The organism is Staphylococcus sp. ZWU0021, from assembly GCF_000798895.1.
Taxonomy (GTDB): Bacteria; Bacillota; Bacilli; order Staphylococcales; family Staphylococcaceae; genus Staphylococcus; species Staphylococcus saprophyticus.
On the sequence record NZ_JTLN01000030.1, the window covers coordinates 64,292 to 80,983 of the forward strand.

Genomic DNA, 16,692 nt, shown 5'->3' on the forward strand with positions numbered 1-16,692 from the left:
GGTCCCCTTATCTATTTAATATATCTTGTTGTAAAGAGTCCAAATCTTGTTGATAATTAATATTTTTGTACCAATAATCTGGTGATTCAATTAAATTTACATCTAACCAATCACTTTTCACTTTATTATAAACACTTTTCAAACTATAATCGTTTGAATTTAATGCATCATCAATATATGGCAATGTGTGCGGACTATAAAAAGCAATAGTCGGTATGGGTCTGCCCTTTTCCTTAAACCCAGCGATATCTAATTGGTCTTCTATAAGGTGTTCTACCATGAATTGATATAGTTTACTCACAGCTTTTTGAGAAATCATAGGTGTATCAACCGACACAACAAAGAACAGTTCCTCACTTTCATAATGCTGAATGACTGACTGAATACCTGCCAAAGGACCTTTATCCTTATTTTGATCTTCATCAATAATAATATCAGAATGATCAAATTGAGATGCTAATGTCTCATTTGTACTGATAATAATTTGATTAAACATATTTGTACCCTCTAAAACGTCAATAATACGCTTATAAAATGGTTGCGCATTTATTTGAGCAAAAGCCTTTGGTTCGCCGAATCTTTCTGATTGTCCTCCGGCAAGTATAATTGCTTTCATGTCTTTTTACCCTCCGCTAACTGGTGGAATTAATGCCACTGTATCATCTTGATGTACGATGTCATCACTTTTGACGAATTCTTCATTTACTGCAATTTGAAATTGCTTATCCTTGATTTGAGGATAACGTTCAAATAAATCTTTAGTAAAATCATCTACCGTAATATCATAACTTAAATCAATTGTTTCAGTCTGTTTAGCTAAAATTTCTTTTAATTCTGCAAAGTATAGTATTTTCATAATTACTATTCCCCCTCAACTGCATCATTGTGATTCCCATGTTGATGCCCTTGCCATTGAGCGCCATCTTCCCATATTTCCTTTTTCCATATAGGCACGATTGCTTTGATTCGTTCAATAGCATATTCATTTGCGCGATATGCATCCTTTCGATGTGGCGAGGAAACACTGATAATTACAGCAATATCAGATATATTCAGTGGTCCAATTCTATGAACAATTGCTGTTTTTGTTCCAGGCCATTTCTGTGATATTTCGTCTCCAATTTGAGCGAGTTTCTTCTCAGCCATAGGAATATATGCTTCATATTCTAAGTATTCTGTTTTAACACCTTTCGTCCACTCTCTTACATGACCTGTAAAAACAACTACCGCGCCTTGATTTTCATCTAGGACATAATCTCTATATGGCTCAGTTTGTATCGGGTCACACTTCACTTCGAATTGCTTCATTTAATGCATTCCTTCTATTTTAAAATAATGAAATAGCCATTGATTATAAAGCGTCAATGCATCTGTATCGGCCAAATTCACATAGTATTTTACATTCGTTAGATGGCTTAGACTTTGACGTTCTTTCTCATCTTGATAAACAACTACTTTATCAAATGGTGCAGATTTAAAGCCTTCTACGAGTATCACGTTACAATCTATTGTAACAGATTCGCTGATGATTTCCTCAAGACTTTGATTTTCTTTTCTTGTTACCGACTGTTGATAAGACTTACCTTGTACAATACTTTGATCAGCACCTGCATTAAAATGTTTCATATGGTCAACTTGATCATTTTGTAATGTGATATCCGCTTCTTGATTAACTAATTGGTTAAATCCGTGATGTTTAACAGTTGCCACTGTTAACAAATGTGATTTTAAAAATTGGATTGTATGTGACATTAACGTCGTTTTTCCAGCGTTTTTATAACCCACAATTTGTAGAATCATATAAAACATGTCTTTTCGTATGCTTGTGATTCCGTCAATATGACGTTAACCGTATGTCCTTGACTATAACCTCTCGTTCCACCTGGAAGCATAATCATAGCATTACTATGGGCTATCGCAACTACAGCGCCTGATTTATTAAACCCTGATGGTACTACCGTCATTTCTTTTCCATTCAACGTCGCTGTGGCACGTATAAATCTTGTGAATGGGTTCGCCTTTTTAAAATCTTCCATTAATGTCGCTTGTATTACTTGAGGATATATTGCATTAGCACCCATCATATGAAGTGCTGCCGGTTTAACATATAACTCAAAACCAGTATAGCAAGCCGATGGATTCCCAGATAATCCAAATAGATAGGTTTCATTTGCAACTGCTACAGTCGTAACACTACCTGGTCGCATCGCTATTTTATTGAATAGTACTTCTGCGTTTAATGCTTCATATATTTGTGGCAGATAATCGAAATCACCCACCGACACGCCACCAGTCGTAATGACAATATCATGTTTAGCCATTGCTTCTTTTACGACTTGAATACTACTGTCCAAATCATCTTCTTGAATTTGATATGCAATAGCACTTAACCCTAATTTTTGCGATAAGGCTGTAATCATAGGACCATTTGAATTCCTAATTTTTCCTGGTTCTAAAGCATCATTCACATCCAATAACTCACTACCAGTAGCTATAACACCTACACTTGGCTTTTTATTTACTTTTACTTGTGTATAACCGTAAGTTGCTAATACAGCAATGGCACCGGAATTAATTAATTGCCCCTTTTCCAGTACGATATCTCCTATCTCTGTTTCCTCACCCTTTAAAGAAACATTTTCATTTGGCTCAAAGGTTTTTCTCAAAGTAAAACTATGTCCGTTTTCAACAGTTTGTTCTAACATAACCACTGCATCTGCACCTTCTGGTAGAGCAGCCCCTGTCATAATCCGAACCGCCTCGAAAGCGCCTACCGTTTTATCAGAAACAGATCCTGCTCCAATATGATCAATCACATTAAAGCTTACACGTTGTTCACCACTAGCACCTACCGTATCCTTACTGCGAATAGCAAAGCCATCATAGGGGGATTTATTAAACCGTGGAATTTCATATGTCGCAATGATATCTTCGGCTAAAATATGATGGATACTCTCATTTAATGGAACTTCTACTTGTTGCGTATAAATCGATTGATTGACTACACGTTCAATTGCTTCACTTACAGGAATTGGCGTTCTTTTTTCTACTGGCATTTTAAATCTACTCCTTACATAAATTAATTTCGTGATATACTAAGAAACGATTAGGAGGGATATTTTGTCTGAATTTACGCATATAAATCACCAAGGCAATGCTAAAATGGTAGATGTTTCAGAAAAAAACATTTCTAAACGTACTGCAATTGCACATTCAAGTATCACAGTTAACTCGGAAATTTATAAACAAATTGTCGAACATACAAATCAAAAAGGGAATGTTTTAAATACTGCTCAAATTGCGGGTATAATGGCCGCTAAAAATACTGCAGATATTATTCCTATGTGTCACCCATTACCACTAACTGGCATAGATGTAACATTTGATTGGCAAGAAAATGAACAATCATACACACTTAATATACAGACGATTGTCTCTACAACAGGTAAAACTGGCGTTGAAATGGAAGCACTAACCGCTGCTACTGCTGTTGCCCTTACCGTATATGATATGACAAAAGCATTAGATAAAAGTATGGTAATCGGTGAAACCTATCTGTTATCCAAATCAGGTGGGAAATCAGGCGACTATCAGCGCCAAGATAATTAAAGATAGTGACTCCTTGAATTACCCAAAGTAAACTGAAGTCATGACCATCATTTTTTAGCAGCAACTATATAAACTAAGCGCGAAGTGTCGCAATTCTGTTAAATAAATCAGAATTCAAGTTACACTTGGCGCTTTTATTATTTAGTTATTTCTTTCACTAGGTGATTTAATTCTGGTTTTATCAACTTGTTCAACGCTAATTTAACAGCGCCTGTTGAACCAGGAATACTAAATATCAACTTATCTCCAACTGCACCTGCAATCGCTCTTGATAAAAGTGCACGTGTTCCAACGTCTTCGGTATAACTCAAATATCTAAATAATTCACCAAAACCCTCAATTTCTTTTGTGATTAGTGCTGATACAGCTTCTATTGTAACGTCCCTCTGAGCAATCCCTGTACCACCAGTTGTAATAATGACATCTATATCTTCCTTTAACCATTCTCGTAATTGTTTTTGAATTAAGTCTTGTTCATCTTTAACAATTCGATAATGCTCACTAGCAATACTTACATTCAATTCTGAAAGTAGTGATTGAGCCAATTGCCCCCCCTTATCCGTTTCATAATCTCTTGTATCAGAAACGGTTAAAATAGCACATTTTATATCTTTGTCTAATTGCACATTTGTATGCACGATGCCCACCTCATTTATCCAAATAATTGATTTATTAATTTAATTGCTTCTTGTGGTTGCTTCATGCCATGTATCAGCATACGTCCACCTTTAAAACTGACGATACGATAACCTTTATATTGAAATTGAATGATATAAGGGTTACGTTTAAATGCGATTTTGTGTTGATTTAAAAATACACCTAGCATTTCCTGGGAAATATTAGGGTTTTCATATTGCACCGTATCTCTTCCACACAAACTAACATACTGACGTTTGGTTTCATTTAAATGGGGATATGTTGGATTTTGACCACAAGTTGGACAATTTGTTCTATATAATTTACTAAATCCAAAGCTAAAATGTGTACCTTCCCATAAATCACCATAAGTCAATTTAGTATCAGGCGTATGTTCTATCAATAGTTTCAATGCATCGCGTATTTGTAAACTTGTCGTCATCGTTACAGCGGGTTGTATAACACCTACCGTATCACACGTCATATTGATGGTTGGCAATTGTGGTACCATGCAATTAAAGCACGGTGTTGTGCCAGGTATAAATGCAGCTTCTATATAAGTACTTTGCACTACACCACCATAAATCCACGGTATATTCTGTTGATACGCATAGTCATTAATTAATTGCCGCGTTTCAAAATTATCTGTAGCATCTAAAATCAAAGAAATATTTGTAGCATGCGCTTCTAAAAATTGACGATCAACATGTGCGATATGACTGTGTATGACGACATCTTTACGAATTGCTAATAATTTTGTTTCTGCAGCAATGACCTTAGGCAATGCTGCATCTGCATCCGCTTCTGAAAATAATGTTTGCCTTTGAAGATTACTGTATTCAATATAATCTCTATCCACAATCGTAAGTTCACCTATGCCAGAGCGCACTAAACCCTCTGCAAGATGTGTACCTAAAGCACCCATACCAACAATAAGTACATGCTGTCTCTTAATTTTATCCTGTCCGTCTGATCCAATATGTTTAAATAACATTTGTCTTGAATATCGATCCTGTGTCACACGAATAACCCTCTCTTCACATCATTATTTCTATTATAAATCTTGGTCTCCAATGTAACAACGGTTTAAAATTAATATTGTTATAAAGTAGTGTTTCCCCTTATCTTTATTCAGCTCTAATACGTGTTTTTATTTTATCTTTCATTAATATAGACAAGTATTTTCAACATTCTGAACATATCCTATTATCTTAACTTCATGGTACAATGAATCAAATATTATTTTGAGGTGAATTCATGGCGCGATCAAAAAACTTTGAACAACTATTAGAAGAAGCGAAAGATATCGTAATTAACTCTATTGGAGAAACAATGGATCTTTACGGTGTCAATCGGAGCGTAGGTAATCTTTATGGCACGATGGTTTTCGAACAAAAAAGCATGACATTAGATGAAATGCGTTATGAGTTACAAATGAGTAAACCAAGTATGAGTGCCGGTGTTAAACGACTACAAGAATTTGATGGTGTAAAGCAACAATTTATTAGAGGTAGCAGAAAACAACACTTTACAGCAGAAAAAGATTTCTTTACGTTTTTCGGTAATTTTTTCTCGCAAAAATGGAATCGTGAAATCAAATTAAATTTAGAAGCCATTCAACGAGCAGAAAAATTACTCTTCCCTATTATTGATTCTGAAGATGCAGAACCAGAATGGATTGAAGATGCCAATAAAATGTTAGAACAAATTGAACATTCCAAAGTCTATTACGCTTGGCTATCTACACTTTCCGAAGCACTACATTCCGGAGAAATTTTTGATTATTTTCCTATTCCAAATCAAACTAGCGCTTCACAAAGCTGATCAATATTTAACTAAAAAAGTACCCTTCTCCATTTCACTTTGTTGTGTCGGCTTTGAAGGGTACTTTATTAATGGTTGTTGCCATATTTATTCTATTGTAATTTGTAAACCATCGTAAGCAATGGTAGTCAACAATCCTTCCTCTTTTAATTGCTGTTCTAATTGTTCAATGTGTGTTTCATTTAAGTTTTCCGTTGCTTCTATGTGTGTAAAGTAAGTGTGTGTTGCATTGATTTCACGCGCGATAGTCACACTTTCTTGAAAAGTAATTTCACCTAACGCTGCTAGCATACCATTTTCGTGAATTCGTTCTTCGGTAACTGGATTAACTTCATTACTACCAAATGGTAAAATCGCAACATCAACGTTCTTCAATTTTTCTATTGGGTGATAACCTTTAATTTCATCCGGGATAATTAAAATGCGTAATGTGGATGTCGTAATATAAAATCCAAATGCAATGTCTTCTGCTAGCTGAATCCACTCTATAGTCGTTTCACCTATCTTTATTTGACCATTGTTAGGAATAATCTCTTTTTCAATTACACCTAAATCGCCTAGATAGTTTAAATGATCCCAATGACCAAAATATTTTTTAAAATCATTTACATGTTGCTCTGTAAGGATTATTTTCGATTTTTTGGATTGTGGTACTTTATTTATAAAATCAAAATTTAATGTTTCCCAAATTCTTATACCCATCGTATGATCAGGATGCCAATGCGAATATATGCCATATTTTATATCATAAATTTCTGAACGGCGTAATTGATAAAATATATCCTCAGAAGTATCAATTAATAATTGGAGGTCATGTATATAAATAGCTGGTCCAGTTCTATGTATTGCTTGTGAATGTTGCGAATGGGACTTATAAAGTGACGGAAACCCACCTGCTGTTCCTAAAAATTCTATCTTCATATATACACCCCTTCTAAAATAAAATGATGCTTATTATCATTTAAATTGATCAAAAAATACATTCATATTATAGATATTTGTCTTATACTTTTAAAAAAACCTGTATAACTATTATCTATGTCATACAGGTTTTTAAGTATTGAAGTTTATATTTGGAAAATGATTTTAGCCAATAGTGATGATTTCATGCGCTAGTGAGGTGGCCTCATAATTTGAATGTGTAACAAATATAATAGGAATTTGCCACTTTTCAAATATACGTTGCACAAGTTGGATACTTTCATGCTTAGTCGAATCGTCTAGACTTGAAAATGGTTCATCTAACAGAATCAAGTCTGGCTTTGTACTCAGTGTTCTAGCTAAAGCCACGCGTTGTGCTTCTCCACCTGATAAACGCATAGGATATTGATCTTTTAGGTGATCAATATTTAGTTGTTTCATCAATTTATCAATATGATCAGAAGGTTGTGCCATGAAAGTAATATTTTGATAGACATTCATGTTAGGAAAAAGTTGGTAATCTTGGAAAAGATAGCCAATATTTCTTTTTTGAATTTTCTCATAAATCGCATGCGCTGAATCTGAAATAATACGTTTATTCAATTGTATAAATGCGCTGTCAGGTTGTCTTAAACCCGCTATCATATTCAATATTGTCGTCTTGCCAATACCGGATGGTCCTTTAATTGCATATATCTTTGGTTTATCATCATTAATTTGTATGCTTAATGGTGTTGCTTTAAGCTGATGTTTCAGATGTATATGTAACAATTAATCAACCTCCCGATAACGATCTTTATTTAACAAATTAATTGTACCTATAACAGTTATCGCAAATGCTACCAATACAATTACCCATAACCATGCTTGATTTTCCTTACCTTGTTCAACCAAGAAATAAATCTCTAAAGGTAATGTATTCGTCTTGTTTGGAATATAGCCAGCCACCATAAGCGTAGCGCCAAATTCACCGATTGCTCTCGCAAAGCTCATCATTACCCCAGATAAGATTGCCCGTTTAGATAGCGGTAGAATTAATTTAAAAAATATTTTACTTTCACTGGCTCCCATTGTCCTAGCTGTATTTAGCATCTTATGATCTATACTGCGGAAGCCTTGTACAGTATGTTGGTACATCAATGGAAAACTGACGATCACAGAGGCAATGACTGCACCAGTCAATGTAAACACTACGGGTAAGTGTAATACATTAGCAAAAAATGCCCCAATATAGCTTCTTGGTGAAAACACAATGAGCAAGATGAACCCCATCACAGTCGGCGGTAAAACAATAGGTAAGACTATGATACTTTCTAAGATTCTAGCAATGATACCACGACGTCTATATAACCATTTTGAAATGAGTACGCCAATTAAAGTTACTATGATAGTACTTATAACGGCTACTTTAAGTGATATCCAAAATGGTGTAATATCTGGCATTGCTAAATCCTCCTATGCATCAAATTGATATTTTTTCAAAATATCTTTGGCCTTATCTGTTTTTAAGAAATCTATCCATTCTTTCGCTAACTTTTTATCCGTTGTAGTAGCTGCTTTATAAGTAATTGGTTTTTTCAAATCGGCTGTATTGATTTCTTTCACTTTACTACTACCATTTTGTTGTGATTGATATAAATCTGTTTTATACACATAACCTAATTGTGCATTACCTTTTTCAACATAGTTTAATACTTGACGCACATCTTTGGCATAAACTAAATTTGGTTTCACTTTATCGAATAAATGATTATCTTTTAAATATTGCTCAGCATATTTACCTGCAGGTACTGATTTCGCTTCACCGATGGCTAGCTTATCATCGCCTTGTATATCAGCCACTGAATGATAGTTACTATCTTTTTCACCAATTAATACTAATTGATTTTTAGCATACTCATATGTATTTTGCGCTTTGTCTTTATCAACTAGCCCATCCACATCTTTCGTATTTGCAGACATAAATACATCTACTGGTGCACCTTTTTCTATTTGTTGTCTTAAAGCACCTGAACCACCATAATTAAAAGAAACGTCTACATCTTTATGATCTTTTTTAAAAGCTTTTTCTAAGTCCTTAGTGACATCCGTTAGACTTGCTGCTGCAGAAACATGCAATTCTTGCTTAGCTTTTTCATCGCTTTTCGTTTTACTATCATCCTTATTATCACCGTTTGAACATCCTGCTAACATAAGGCATAAAGCAATCAATGAAATAATTAAATATTTAAATCTAATTTTCAAAATAATCATCCTTTTTCATTTTATTATATGCTTGTAATCAAGAAAATAAAAGAGCGGAGTGAAGAAATCAATGAGTCCAGTTTGATTTCTTCACTCCGCCTTGAGATAAAAATATTTTCAGTTTATAACATGTCATAAAATATAGCGCGTTTTTAAACATAGCCTAATCAATTCGACATGCGCTGCTTTTATTATAAATGTTTGATAAAGCGTTTAAATGCTTGGCGTCCAGTATCGGTGTTTTTAAAAACACCTGCATCTTCTAACACACGTTTAAATTTATAACCGACTTCTTTATCAACGATGTCGTCAACATTTTGTTTATTGATATCATAAGTGCGCTTCATATTTTCAGCCCATTGCTGGTGTATACCTAAATCAAATTGGTTATCACCCACAAGATACGTTTTTACTTGTTGTAATTCCTCTTTTAAGCGCCCTGGTAATATCGCCGTACCCATCACTTCTATTAAACCGATGTTCTCTTTTTTAATATGTTGTACATCCTCATGTGGATGGAATATCCCATCTGGAAATGCTTCGGAAGTTTGATTATCTCTTAAAACAATATCTAATTCATATTGTGATTGTCTATAACGTGCAATCGGTGTTACAGTATGATGTCTTTCACCATCTTTACTAAATGCCCTTACATCTATCGTTTCATCTGAGTATTGATTCCACGTATTCATGACATATGTTGCTGCATTAATGAGTTCATCGCGATTTTCGCTTTTTAATCGAATCACACTCATTGGCCAATTCAACGTACTCGCTGTTACCGATGAAAATTGATTCATTGTAAACCGCTCTATTTCTGCCGCATTATCCATAGGAAATACATGTTTGCCGGCCTGATAATGATTATGTGATAAAATCGATCCACCAACTAATGGAATGTCTGCATTAGATCCAATAAAATAATGTGGAAATTGTTCAATAAACGCTAACAAATTAACAAATGTTTGTTTATTAATTTCCATAGGCACATGGTGTTCAGATAACACAATGCTATGCTCTGGAAAATAAGCATATGGTGAATATTGGAATCCCCACGACTTTCCGTCTAATTTCAATCGTATAATACGATGATTCGTACGAGCTGCTTGTGTAACCGAGCCTTGGTAGCCTTCATTTTCAATACATAGTGCACATTTAGGATAATGTTTAGCTGGTTCAGCTTTAGCTTTCGCAATTTGCTTTGCATCTTTTTCAGGTTTAGATAAATTGATTGTAATTTCAATATCACCGTATTCTGTTTCTACTTCATAATTAATATTATTAGCAATGGCATCTTCTTTTACATAATGATTCCGTTTAGTTATTTCATAAAAATAATTAGTAGCTGTTTCCGGTGATTTTTTATAGGCTTCTACAAAATTTCGATTAATAACTGAAGGTCGAGGTGTTATTAAATCTAATATTTGTGCTTCAACGATTTCTTTTTTATATAATGCATCTTCTAGGCAGTTTTCATTAACTGCTTGTTCAATCCAATACTGAGCAATCGCATTTGCAGTGGCATCTTGGTTTAGTGGTGATTCATTATCAACATCAATACCTATTGCATTTAAAATTCGGAGCAGTTGATTTTGAATATAAATGTTATCTTCTTGTTCATAATCACCAAATGCAATTGCCTGTGTGACAAATTGCTGTACTAATTGTTGATTTAATAACATGCCTTATACCTCCGTATCTTCTTGATAACCGTTTGGATGTTGATTATGCCAGCGCCAAGCTGAATCAATAATGTCATGTATATTATCATGTTTTGGTTTCCAACCAAGTATTGATTGTGCTTTATCACTTGATGCAACTAATTTACTAGGGTCTCCAGCTCTTCTAGGTCCAACCTTCGCTTCAATTGGTTTGTTTGTCACCTTTCGAGCCGCTTCTAATATCTCAAATACTGAGTACCCTTGACTACTTCCTAAATTAAATGCGCCAGATTCCCCACCATTTTGTAAATGTTGGTAAGCTAAAATATGTGCATCTATTAAGTCGACAACGTGAAGGTAGTCACGAATACATGAACCATCTTCCGTATCATAGTCATCACCAAATATCGTTAATGCTTCTCTTTGTCCCAATGCAACTTGTAATACAATTGGCACTAAATGCGTCTCTGGACGGTGGTCTTCACCTATAGTGCCCTCTTCTTTTGCACCCGCTACATTAAAGTAACGCAAGGCTGCATAATTAACACCGTAAGCATTGTGACTCCAATGCATCATTTTTTCCATCATTAACTTACTTTCACCATAAGGACTCGTCGGTGTTTTAGAATCTGCTTCAGTAATAGGCACTGTATCTGGTTCTCCATATACTGCTGCAGTTGAGGAAAAGATAATATGTTTTACTTGATGATCATACATGACTTCTAATAACACTTGTAAACCATTCACATTATTGTTGAAATACGCTAACGGCTTCTCAACAGATTCACCTACTAACGAATATGCACAGAAATGGAAGACACCTTCTATTGTTTCAGTTGTAAACACCTGATCTAAAAATGGCTTATCACGTATATCGCCTTCATAAAATCGTGCATCTTTATTTACAGCTGCACGATGACCTGTCCCTAAATTATCTACAACAACGACGTCGTAACCTCTACTTATTAATTGATCCACCGCATGACTACCAATATATCCAGCGCCACCTAATACTAAAACAGACATATTCAAAATCCTTTCTTTTAATCATTTTGTATTGCTTACAAAGCCTTAACGCCATCACTTATACCCACATGATAAAACGAAGGTGCATAACCAATTTTATCAATATATGCTTTTGATACTTCATCTTCTAACTTCTGTATACTATTTTTATCCACTAAAGCAATGGCACATCCTGCAAAACCAGCACCTGTCATTCTTGCGCCTAATACACCCTCTACTTGCTGAGCTGTTTCAGCTAAGGTATCTAATTCAATACCTGTAACTTCGTAGTCTTCTTTTAATGATTTGTGTGATGCATTGAGTAATTGCCCAAATTGTTCAAAGTTATTATCAGCCAATGCTTTATGTGCAAGCTTCGTTCTCTCATTTTCTGAAATCGCGTGTTTGGCACGTCTACATACGACCTCATCAGTAATAAGTGATTGGTACTTCTCAAATTGCGCTAAAGATAATTCACCTAAAGATGTGATTTCTAATTGCTGCTGTAATTGTGAGAGTGCGTTTTCACACTCAGATCTACGTTCATTATATTTACTTTCAGTTAGTGAACGTCTTTTATTTGTATTCATAATTGAGATGACATAATCTCCAAATTTAGCAGGTACATAGTCAAAATCAAGTGTAGCGGTGTCTAATAATATGGCATGCTCTGCTTTACCCATACCAATAATAAATTGGTCCATTATACCTGAATTCACACCCATAAATTTATTTTCAACGACTTGTCCTAATTTAATTAGTTGTAAGCGCTCTAAATGCAAATTAAATAATTGTTTAATTAGCCAGCCAGTTAGTAATTCAATAGAAGCTGATGACGATAAACTCGCACCATTCGGTATATTTCCTTCAACTAAAATATTGAATCCTTGATTGATATCATTAAATTCTTCTTTTAAATATTTAACGACACCCTTAGGGTAGTTTGCCCAATCGTGTTGCTCGTTAAATTCAAGTTCATCTAATGTAAAAGATACAATACCTGCATCTTCAAAATTATTTGAATATAATTGAATGATACGATCCGTTCTTTTAGATGCTAAACCATATGTCCCCAGTTCTATTGCAGCTGGAAATACATAACCACCGTTATAATCAGTATGTTCCCCAATTAGATTAATTCGTCCTGGTGCAAACGCCCTCACATCTGCTTTTACATCAAATAAAGATTCAAACTTTTTGTGCATTTCCTGTAACATAAGCTTGCCACTCCTTTTTCTAAACCATCTCACATACCTATCGGCCCTTTAGTAAACACAATTAAAGTTTACTTGTTTACTAAATGTTTTGTCAATAAAGTTAACTATACTTTAAATGTGTTTCTTGCTTTGAGTTGCGCTTCTACAACAACATGAATTGCGATTTGCCTTGTGTTATTGATACGTTCTTCTGCCATTCTGACAGCAGTTCTCCCAAATTCATCGACAGGAATATGCACGCTACTAATAGAAGGCACTGCATATTGAATCACTTCTAAATCATTAAAACTAATTAATTTCACTTCTTCAGGGATTGCTTTTTTATTTAGTTGCAATTGTTGTAAAATACCGATTGCAATCATATCGTTGCCAGCAATAAATACTTGAGGAAACGCATGATCACTTTCTAAATAAACTTTCACTGCATCCTCTCCCTGTGTTTTTCCCCATCCATTGAGTAACACTATTTCTTCGACGTCATGTTTTTCACACCATGATTGATATGCTTGGTATCTAACATCTGCTGCGTTAGTAGTTGTTATACCATTCAACTCTCGTATTGTATGGTGCCCACCAATATATGCAATTTTCGTTAGACCTTTATCTAAAATGCGATTAAGCAGTTCTGTCATTGCATCATCCAAATCAGAATACACAGCATCAATAGATTTAGGTGTATTTGGATTATTAATGACCACCATGTTAGCGTTGTGCGTTTTCAATTTGTTCAATGCATCTACAGAAAAATTCCCAATTACAATAATGGCGCCTGCATTTTCAATTTTGTTTAAATCGATATGATCTTGTTGCCCATCAATTCTAATTGTGCGCTTAAGGGATAAGTTTAATCTTTTAACTTCTGCTTCTATCGCTAATCGGATTTCTCTATAATATGGATCCGACATTTCTTTCTCTCGAGAAGCGTATGTAATAATTTGGATACGTTTATTTTTTCTAGTAACTTTTTCGTATTGTAACGCTTGTGCGATTTGATGTATGCGTGTCCGCGTTTCTTTAGCAACGGATAAAGTTGGATCATTGTTTAAAACACGTGAAACAGTACCTGGACTTACTTCAGCTTGACGTGCAATATCCCTAATACTTGCCATTCATGTATCACCTCTATTAGTATTGTTTACCTTAAGTTTACTTCTCACTTTATGTTAAATCAATTGTGACGTAACTAAATCTGATTAATCGTTAAAAGCAACTTATAAACAGAATCGTGTAATGATAATACCTTTATAAACCTAATCATTTTTTTACAACTAAAAATAAGCTAAAATAATAATAGAATATGAAATGAGGTGCTTGTATGCATGAAGATGTTTTGACAAATCAAACAATTGTACGCTTTGAAGATGGTAAACTGATAGAAAAAAAAGATCACTATGTTACTGAATTTCCATTAACTATTATGGTAAATGGTGAAGAATTTGCTACAGTTATTTGTAGTCCAAATCATATGGAAGAACTTACACTTGGTTTTTTAGCTTCTGAAGGTGCTATATTAAGAAGCGATGATTTAAAGTCTATTCAAATAGATGATAGTAAGGGGTTTGCGCACGTTGAGTTAACAAAATCCTTAGGAGAACGCTTCGAGTATTCTACTAAACGCATGATTGCATCCTGTTGTGGTAAAAGTAGAGAATTTTATTTTCAAAATGATGCAGCAGTAGCAAAGACGTCAATGTCAAATATTGAATTAAATCCTCAACAAGTACTGAATATGATGACACGTTTACAAAGCGCTAGTGAAGTATTCAAACAAACAGGTGGTTTACACAATGCAGCCATTAGTGATGGAGATACGTTTTTCGAACATCGTCAAGATATCGGACGCCACAACGCACTGGATAAACTTTATGGTTACTGTATCGAAAGACATATACCAGTACGTAATAAAGTACTTATATTTAGTGGTAGAATCTCTTCTGAAATATTAATTAAAGCCGCTAAAATCGGTGTGGGCGTTATTCTTTCTAAATCCGCGCCAACCACGCTAGCCATAACACTCGCACAAGATTTAAATATTACAGCCATTGGTTTTATTAGAGACGGAAATTTTAATATTTATAGTCATCCTGAACGCATAAAAATAGCGGAGACGTAATTAGTTGATAAATCAACAAACTACGTCTCCGCTTTACTACTATTATAATAGTATCGTTTGATATTATTTTAAATATGCTCTTTTAGTATTTGATAACAGTAGCTAATAAAGATATAACCTTGCTTTATATACATATCTTTCGCGCTATCCTCACCATCAGCTATCAATATTATCGTTTTGTCTTTCGCAATCTGTGCTACAAATGATTGCATCACACTGCCTATGCCTTGCCTTTGATATTCATCCAACACGCCAAATCCATCTATTTCCATCGCCGATGCGGACACAATTAAATCTAATATACCTACTGGGAGTTCACCCTTATATGCTAATATTCTCAATTTATTTTCTTGTGGAAATTGATTACGAATCATCTGTATACTTTCTTGTGCATATGCTAGCCCATAGGGTTCAGCAAACCTACGATAAATAGCTATATAATCTTCAAGTGTTTCATCGTTCACGATTGTAACATCTATTTCTGAGTTTATAGCTTGATGGATATGCTGAGGTTCGATAGCGTAAAGCTCCATAATCCCTAACTCAAATTCTAATGCTTTTATTTCATCCAACCATTGTTGATCTAGGTTCTCATTTTCAGGAAAAGTAAATGCAAGGTGGGAAGATCCTTGTTGTTTATGCATAAATTGTTGGTAAGCCATATCTAATTTCCAAGAATTAAGCGTAGGCATTCGCTTATATACCCATTTGTTTGTATCATATACTAATGGTTCCTCAGGTGTTAAATAAATGGTTTTACTATTATCATCTTGATAAACCGTGCCTTGTTGAAAAATATCATTCATAGAAATGACCAATTTATACACCTTCCCTCTATGTTTTTACTTCATTAATTGTTTGAATTGACTATGGTTTAACATTGTATTGCCTATTAAACTCGCAATAATCGCTTTTAATAAATCTCCAGGCATAAAGACGAATGAAAGCATTACTGACTTAGATATTGGTAAATGTGTTATCCACCCCATAATGATAGTGCCTACAATATCCAACAGTAATACACCGAACACAATTGTTGTACCTAATAATACAACAAAATTCATTTTATTAAAATATAAATCTCTCACTAAACCAATCAGGTATGTAATCACTGGATACATAAATAAAAAACCTGCTGAAGGTCCTGCAAATACACCAATACCGCCACGGCCGCCAGATAATAATGGTAGACCTGTTGCTACTAGTAATAGTAAAACAATGACACTTAAAGTACCATATTTACGTCCAAGAAGTATCGCTGCTAGAAATATACCTATATTTTGTAAAACAATGGGTACTGGCATTACCGGCAATGGTATCGCAGGCACAAAGCCTAGTACCGCTATCATTGCTGTCATCAATGCTGTATATACTAATCTTTTTGTTGTCATAGTTATTCCTCCTCGATGAAGAAATTATATCACGAATGTAAACTTTAAAAAATAAAAAGTTTACATTAGGT

At 34.4% G+C, this 16,692-nt stretch carries 20 protein-coding genes; 3 read left to right on the top strand and 17 right to left on the bottom strand.

The annotated features are described in order from the left end of the window. Nucleotides 1–7: 7 nt before the first annotated feature. Genes mobA through L987_RS09425 form a run of 5 tightly spaced genes read right to left on the bottom strand, consistent with a single transcriptional unit; the run spans nt 8 to nt 3,056 of the window. Nucleotides 8–616: a molybdenum cofactor guanylyltransferase MobA gene (gene mobA, locus L987_RS09405; RefSeq protein ID WP_011302583.1), complete on the bottom strand. Its 609-nt coding sequence runs from the start codon at nt 614–616 to the stop codon at nt 8–10. Nucleotides 617–622: 6 nt separating this feature from the next. After that, complete coding sequence (moaD, locus tag L987_RS09410; RefSeq protein ID WP_002482593.1) at nt 623–856, bottom strand: molybdopterin converting factor subunit 1; 234 nt, start codon at nt 854–856, stop codon at nt 623–625. A gap of 5 nt (nt 857–861) precedes the next feature. After that, complete coding sequence (locus tag L987_RS09415) at nt 862–1,308, bottom strand: molybdenum cofactor biosynthesis protein MoaE (RefSeq protein ID WP_011302582.1); 447 nt, start codon at nt 1,306–1,308, stop codon at nt 862–864. Next, a complete protein-coding gene (mobB, locus tag L987_RS09420) occupies nt 1,309–1,800 on the bottom strand; it encodes a molybdopterin-guanine dinucleotide biosynthesis protein B (RefSeq protein WP_011302581.1) in 492 nt (163 codons plus the stop codon). Continuing rightward, entirely contained in the window at nt 1,797–3,056 is a 1,260-nt protein-coding gene (locus tag L987_RS09425; protein WP_011302580.1) for a molybdopterin molybdotransferase MoeA, read from the bottom strand. The genes mobB and L987_RS09425 overlap by 4 nt, the downstream gene beginning before the upstream one ends. Before the next feature lie 64 nt (nt 3,057–3,120). Between L987_RS09425 and moaC the strand changes: the two genes are divergently transcribed. Beyond that, nucleotides 3,121–3,609 (top strand): cyclic pyranopterin monophosphate synthase MoaC, encoded by a 489-nt coding sequence (gene moaC, locus L987_RS09430; RefSeq protein WP_037537903.1) that lies wholly within the window; start codon nt 3,121–3,123, stop codon nt 3,607–3,609. A gap of 137 nt (nt 3,610–3,746) precedes the next feature. Here the strand turns inward: moaC and L987_RS09435 are convergent, their stop codons facing one another. Together L987_RS09435 and L987_RS09440 are read right to left on the bottom strand one after the other, a co-directional pair. Continuing rightward, nucleotides 3,747–4,247, bottom strand: a complete 501-nt coding sequence (locus tag L987_RS09435; RefSeq protein ID WP_011302578.1) for a MogA/MoaB family molybdenum cofactor biosynthesis protein — start codon at nt 4,245–4,247, stop codon at nt 3,747–3,749. Between the two features lie 14 nt (nt 4,248–4,261). Next, nucleotides 4,262–5,266, bottom strand: a complete 1,005-nt coding sequence (locus tag L987_RS09440; RefSeq protein ID WP_011302577.1) for a ThiF family adenylyltransferase — start codon at nt 5,264–5,266, stop codon at nt 4,262–4,264. A 236-nt stretch (nt 5,267–5,502) separates the two neighbouring features. Between L987_RS09440 and cudC the strand changes: the two genes are divergently transcribed. Then, nucleotides 5,503–6,069 carry a choline uptake/conversion transcriptional regulator CudC gene (cudC, locus tag L987_RS09445; RefSeq protein WP_002482586.1) on the top strand — a complete coding sequence of 189 codons (567 nt, stop codon included), beginning with the start codon at nt 5,503–5,505 and terminating at the stop codon, nt 6,067–6,069. 87 nt (nt 6,070–6,156) lie between these two features. Here the strand turns inward: cudC and L987_RS09450 are convergent, their stop codons facing one another. The 8 genes from L987_RS09450 to L987_RS09485 all read right to left on the bottom strand — a co-directional run bounded on the left by L987_RS09450 (nt 6,157) and on the right by L987_RS09485 (nt 14,226). After that, nucleotides 6,157–6,990 carry an MBL fold metallo-hydrolase gene (locus L987_RS09450; RefSeq protein WP_011302575.1) on the bottom strand — a complete coding sequence of 278 codons (834 nt, stop codon included), beginning with the start codon at nt 6,988–6,990 and terminating at the stop codon, nt 6,157–6,159. A gap of 165 nt (nt 6,991–7,155) precedes the next feature. Continuing rightward, on the bottom strand, nt 7,156–7,761 hold the full coding sequence (locus L987_RS09455; protein ID WP_011302574.1) for an ATP-binding cassette domain-containing protein: 606 nt from the start codon (nt 7,759–7,761) through the stop codon (nt 7,156–7,158). After that, nucleotides 7,762–8,433 carry a molybdate ABC transporter permease subunit gene (modB, locus tag L987_RS09460; RefSeq protein WP_047504400.1) on the bottom strand — a complete coding sequence of 224 codons (672 nt, stop codon included), beginning with the start codon at nt 8,431–8,433 and terminating at the stop codon, nt 7,762–7,764. 12 nt (nt 8,434–8,445) lie between these two features. Further along, nucleotides 8,446–9,228 (bottom strand): molybdate ABC transporter substrate-binding protein, encoded by a 783-nt coding sequence (gene modA, locus L987_RS09465; protein WP_047504893.1) that lies wholly within the window; start codon nt 9,226–9,228, stop codon nt 8,446–8,448. A gap of 197 nt (nt 9,229–9,425) precedes the next feature. Further along, nucleotides 9,426–10,916, bottom strand: a complete 1,491-nt coding sequence (galT, locus tag L987_RS09470; protein WP_047504403.1) for a UDP-glucose--hexose-1-phosphate uridylyltransferase — start codon at nt 10,914–10,916, stop codon at nt 9,426–9,428. A gap of 3 nt (nt 10,917–10,919) precedes the next feature. Further along, on the bottom strand, nt 10,920–11,921 hold the full coding sequence (gene galE / locus L987_RS09475; RefSeq protein ID WP_011302570.1) for a UDP-glucose 4-epimerase GalE: 1,002 nt from the start codon (nt 11,919–11,921) through the stop codon (nt 10,920–10,922). Nucleotides 11,922–11,956: 35 nt separating this feature from the next. Further along, nucleotides 11,957–13,117, bottom strand: coding sequence for a galactokinase (locus L987_RS09480; protein WP_047504406.1), 1,161 nt, complete (start codon nt 13,115–13,117; stop codon nt 11,957–11,959). 104 nt (nt 13,118–13,221) lie between these two features. Further along, the gene (locus L987_RS09485) at nt 13,222–14,226 is read right to left on the bottom strand and encodes a LacI family DNA-binding transcriptional regulator (protein ID WP_011302568.1); all 1,005 of its coding nucleotides are present in this window, start codon (nt 14,224–14,226) and stop codon (nt 13,222–13,224) included. Nucleotides 14,227–14,432: 206 nt separating this feature from the next. Here L987_RS09485 and fdhD point away from each other — a divergent pair, with 206 nt between their 5' ends. Continuing rightward, entirely contained in the window at nt 14,433–15,230 is a 798-nt protein-coding gene (fdhD, locus tag L987_RS09490) for a formate dehydrogenase accessory sulfurtransferase FdhD (RefSeq protein WP_047504409.1), read from the top strand. Between the two features lie 68 nt (nt 15,231–15,298). On the opposite strand, the gene L987_RS09495 is transcribed toward fdhD, so the two are convergent. Both L987_RS09495 and L987_RS09500 read right to left on the bottom strand, forming a co-directional pair. Continuing rightward, nucleotides 15,299–16,036: a GNAT family N-acetyltransferase gene (locus tag L987_RS09495; protein WP_041784894.1), complete on the bottom strand. Its 738-nt coding sequence runs from the start codon at nt 16,034–16,036 to the stop codon at nt 15,299–15,301. Between the two features lie 36 nt (nt 16,037–16,072). Continuing rightward, nucleotides 16,073–16,621 (bottom strand): biotin transporter BioY, encoded by a 549-nt coding sequence (locus L987_RS09500; protein WP_011302565.1) that lies wholly within the window; start codon nt 16,619–16,621, stop codon nt 16,073–16,075. Between the last annotated feature and the right edge of the window lie 71 nt (nt 16,622–16,692).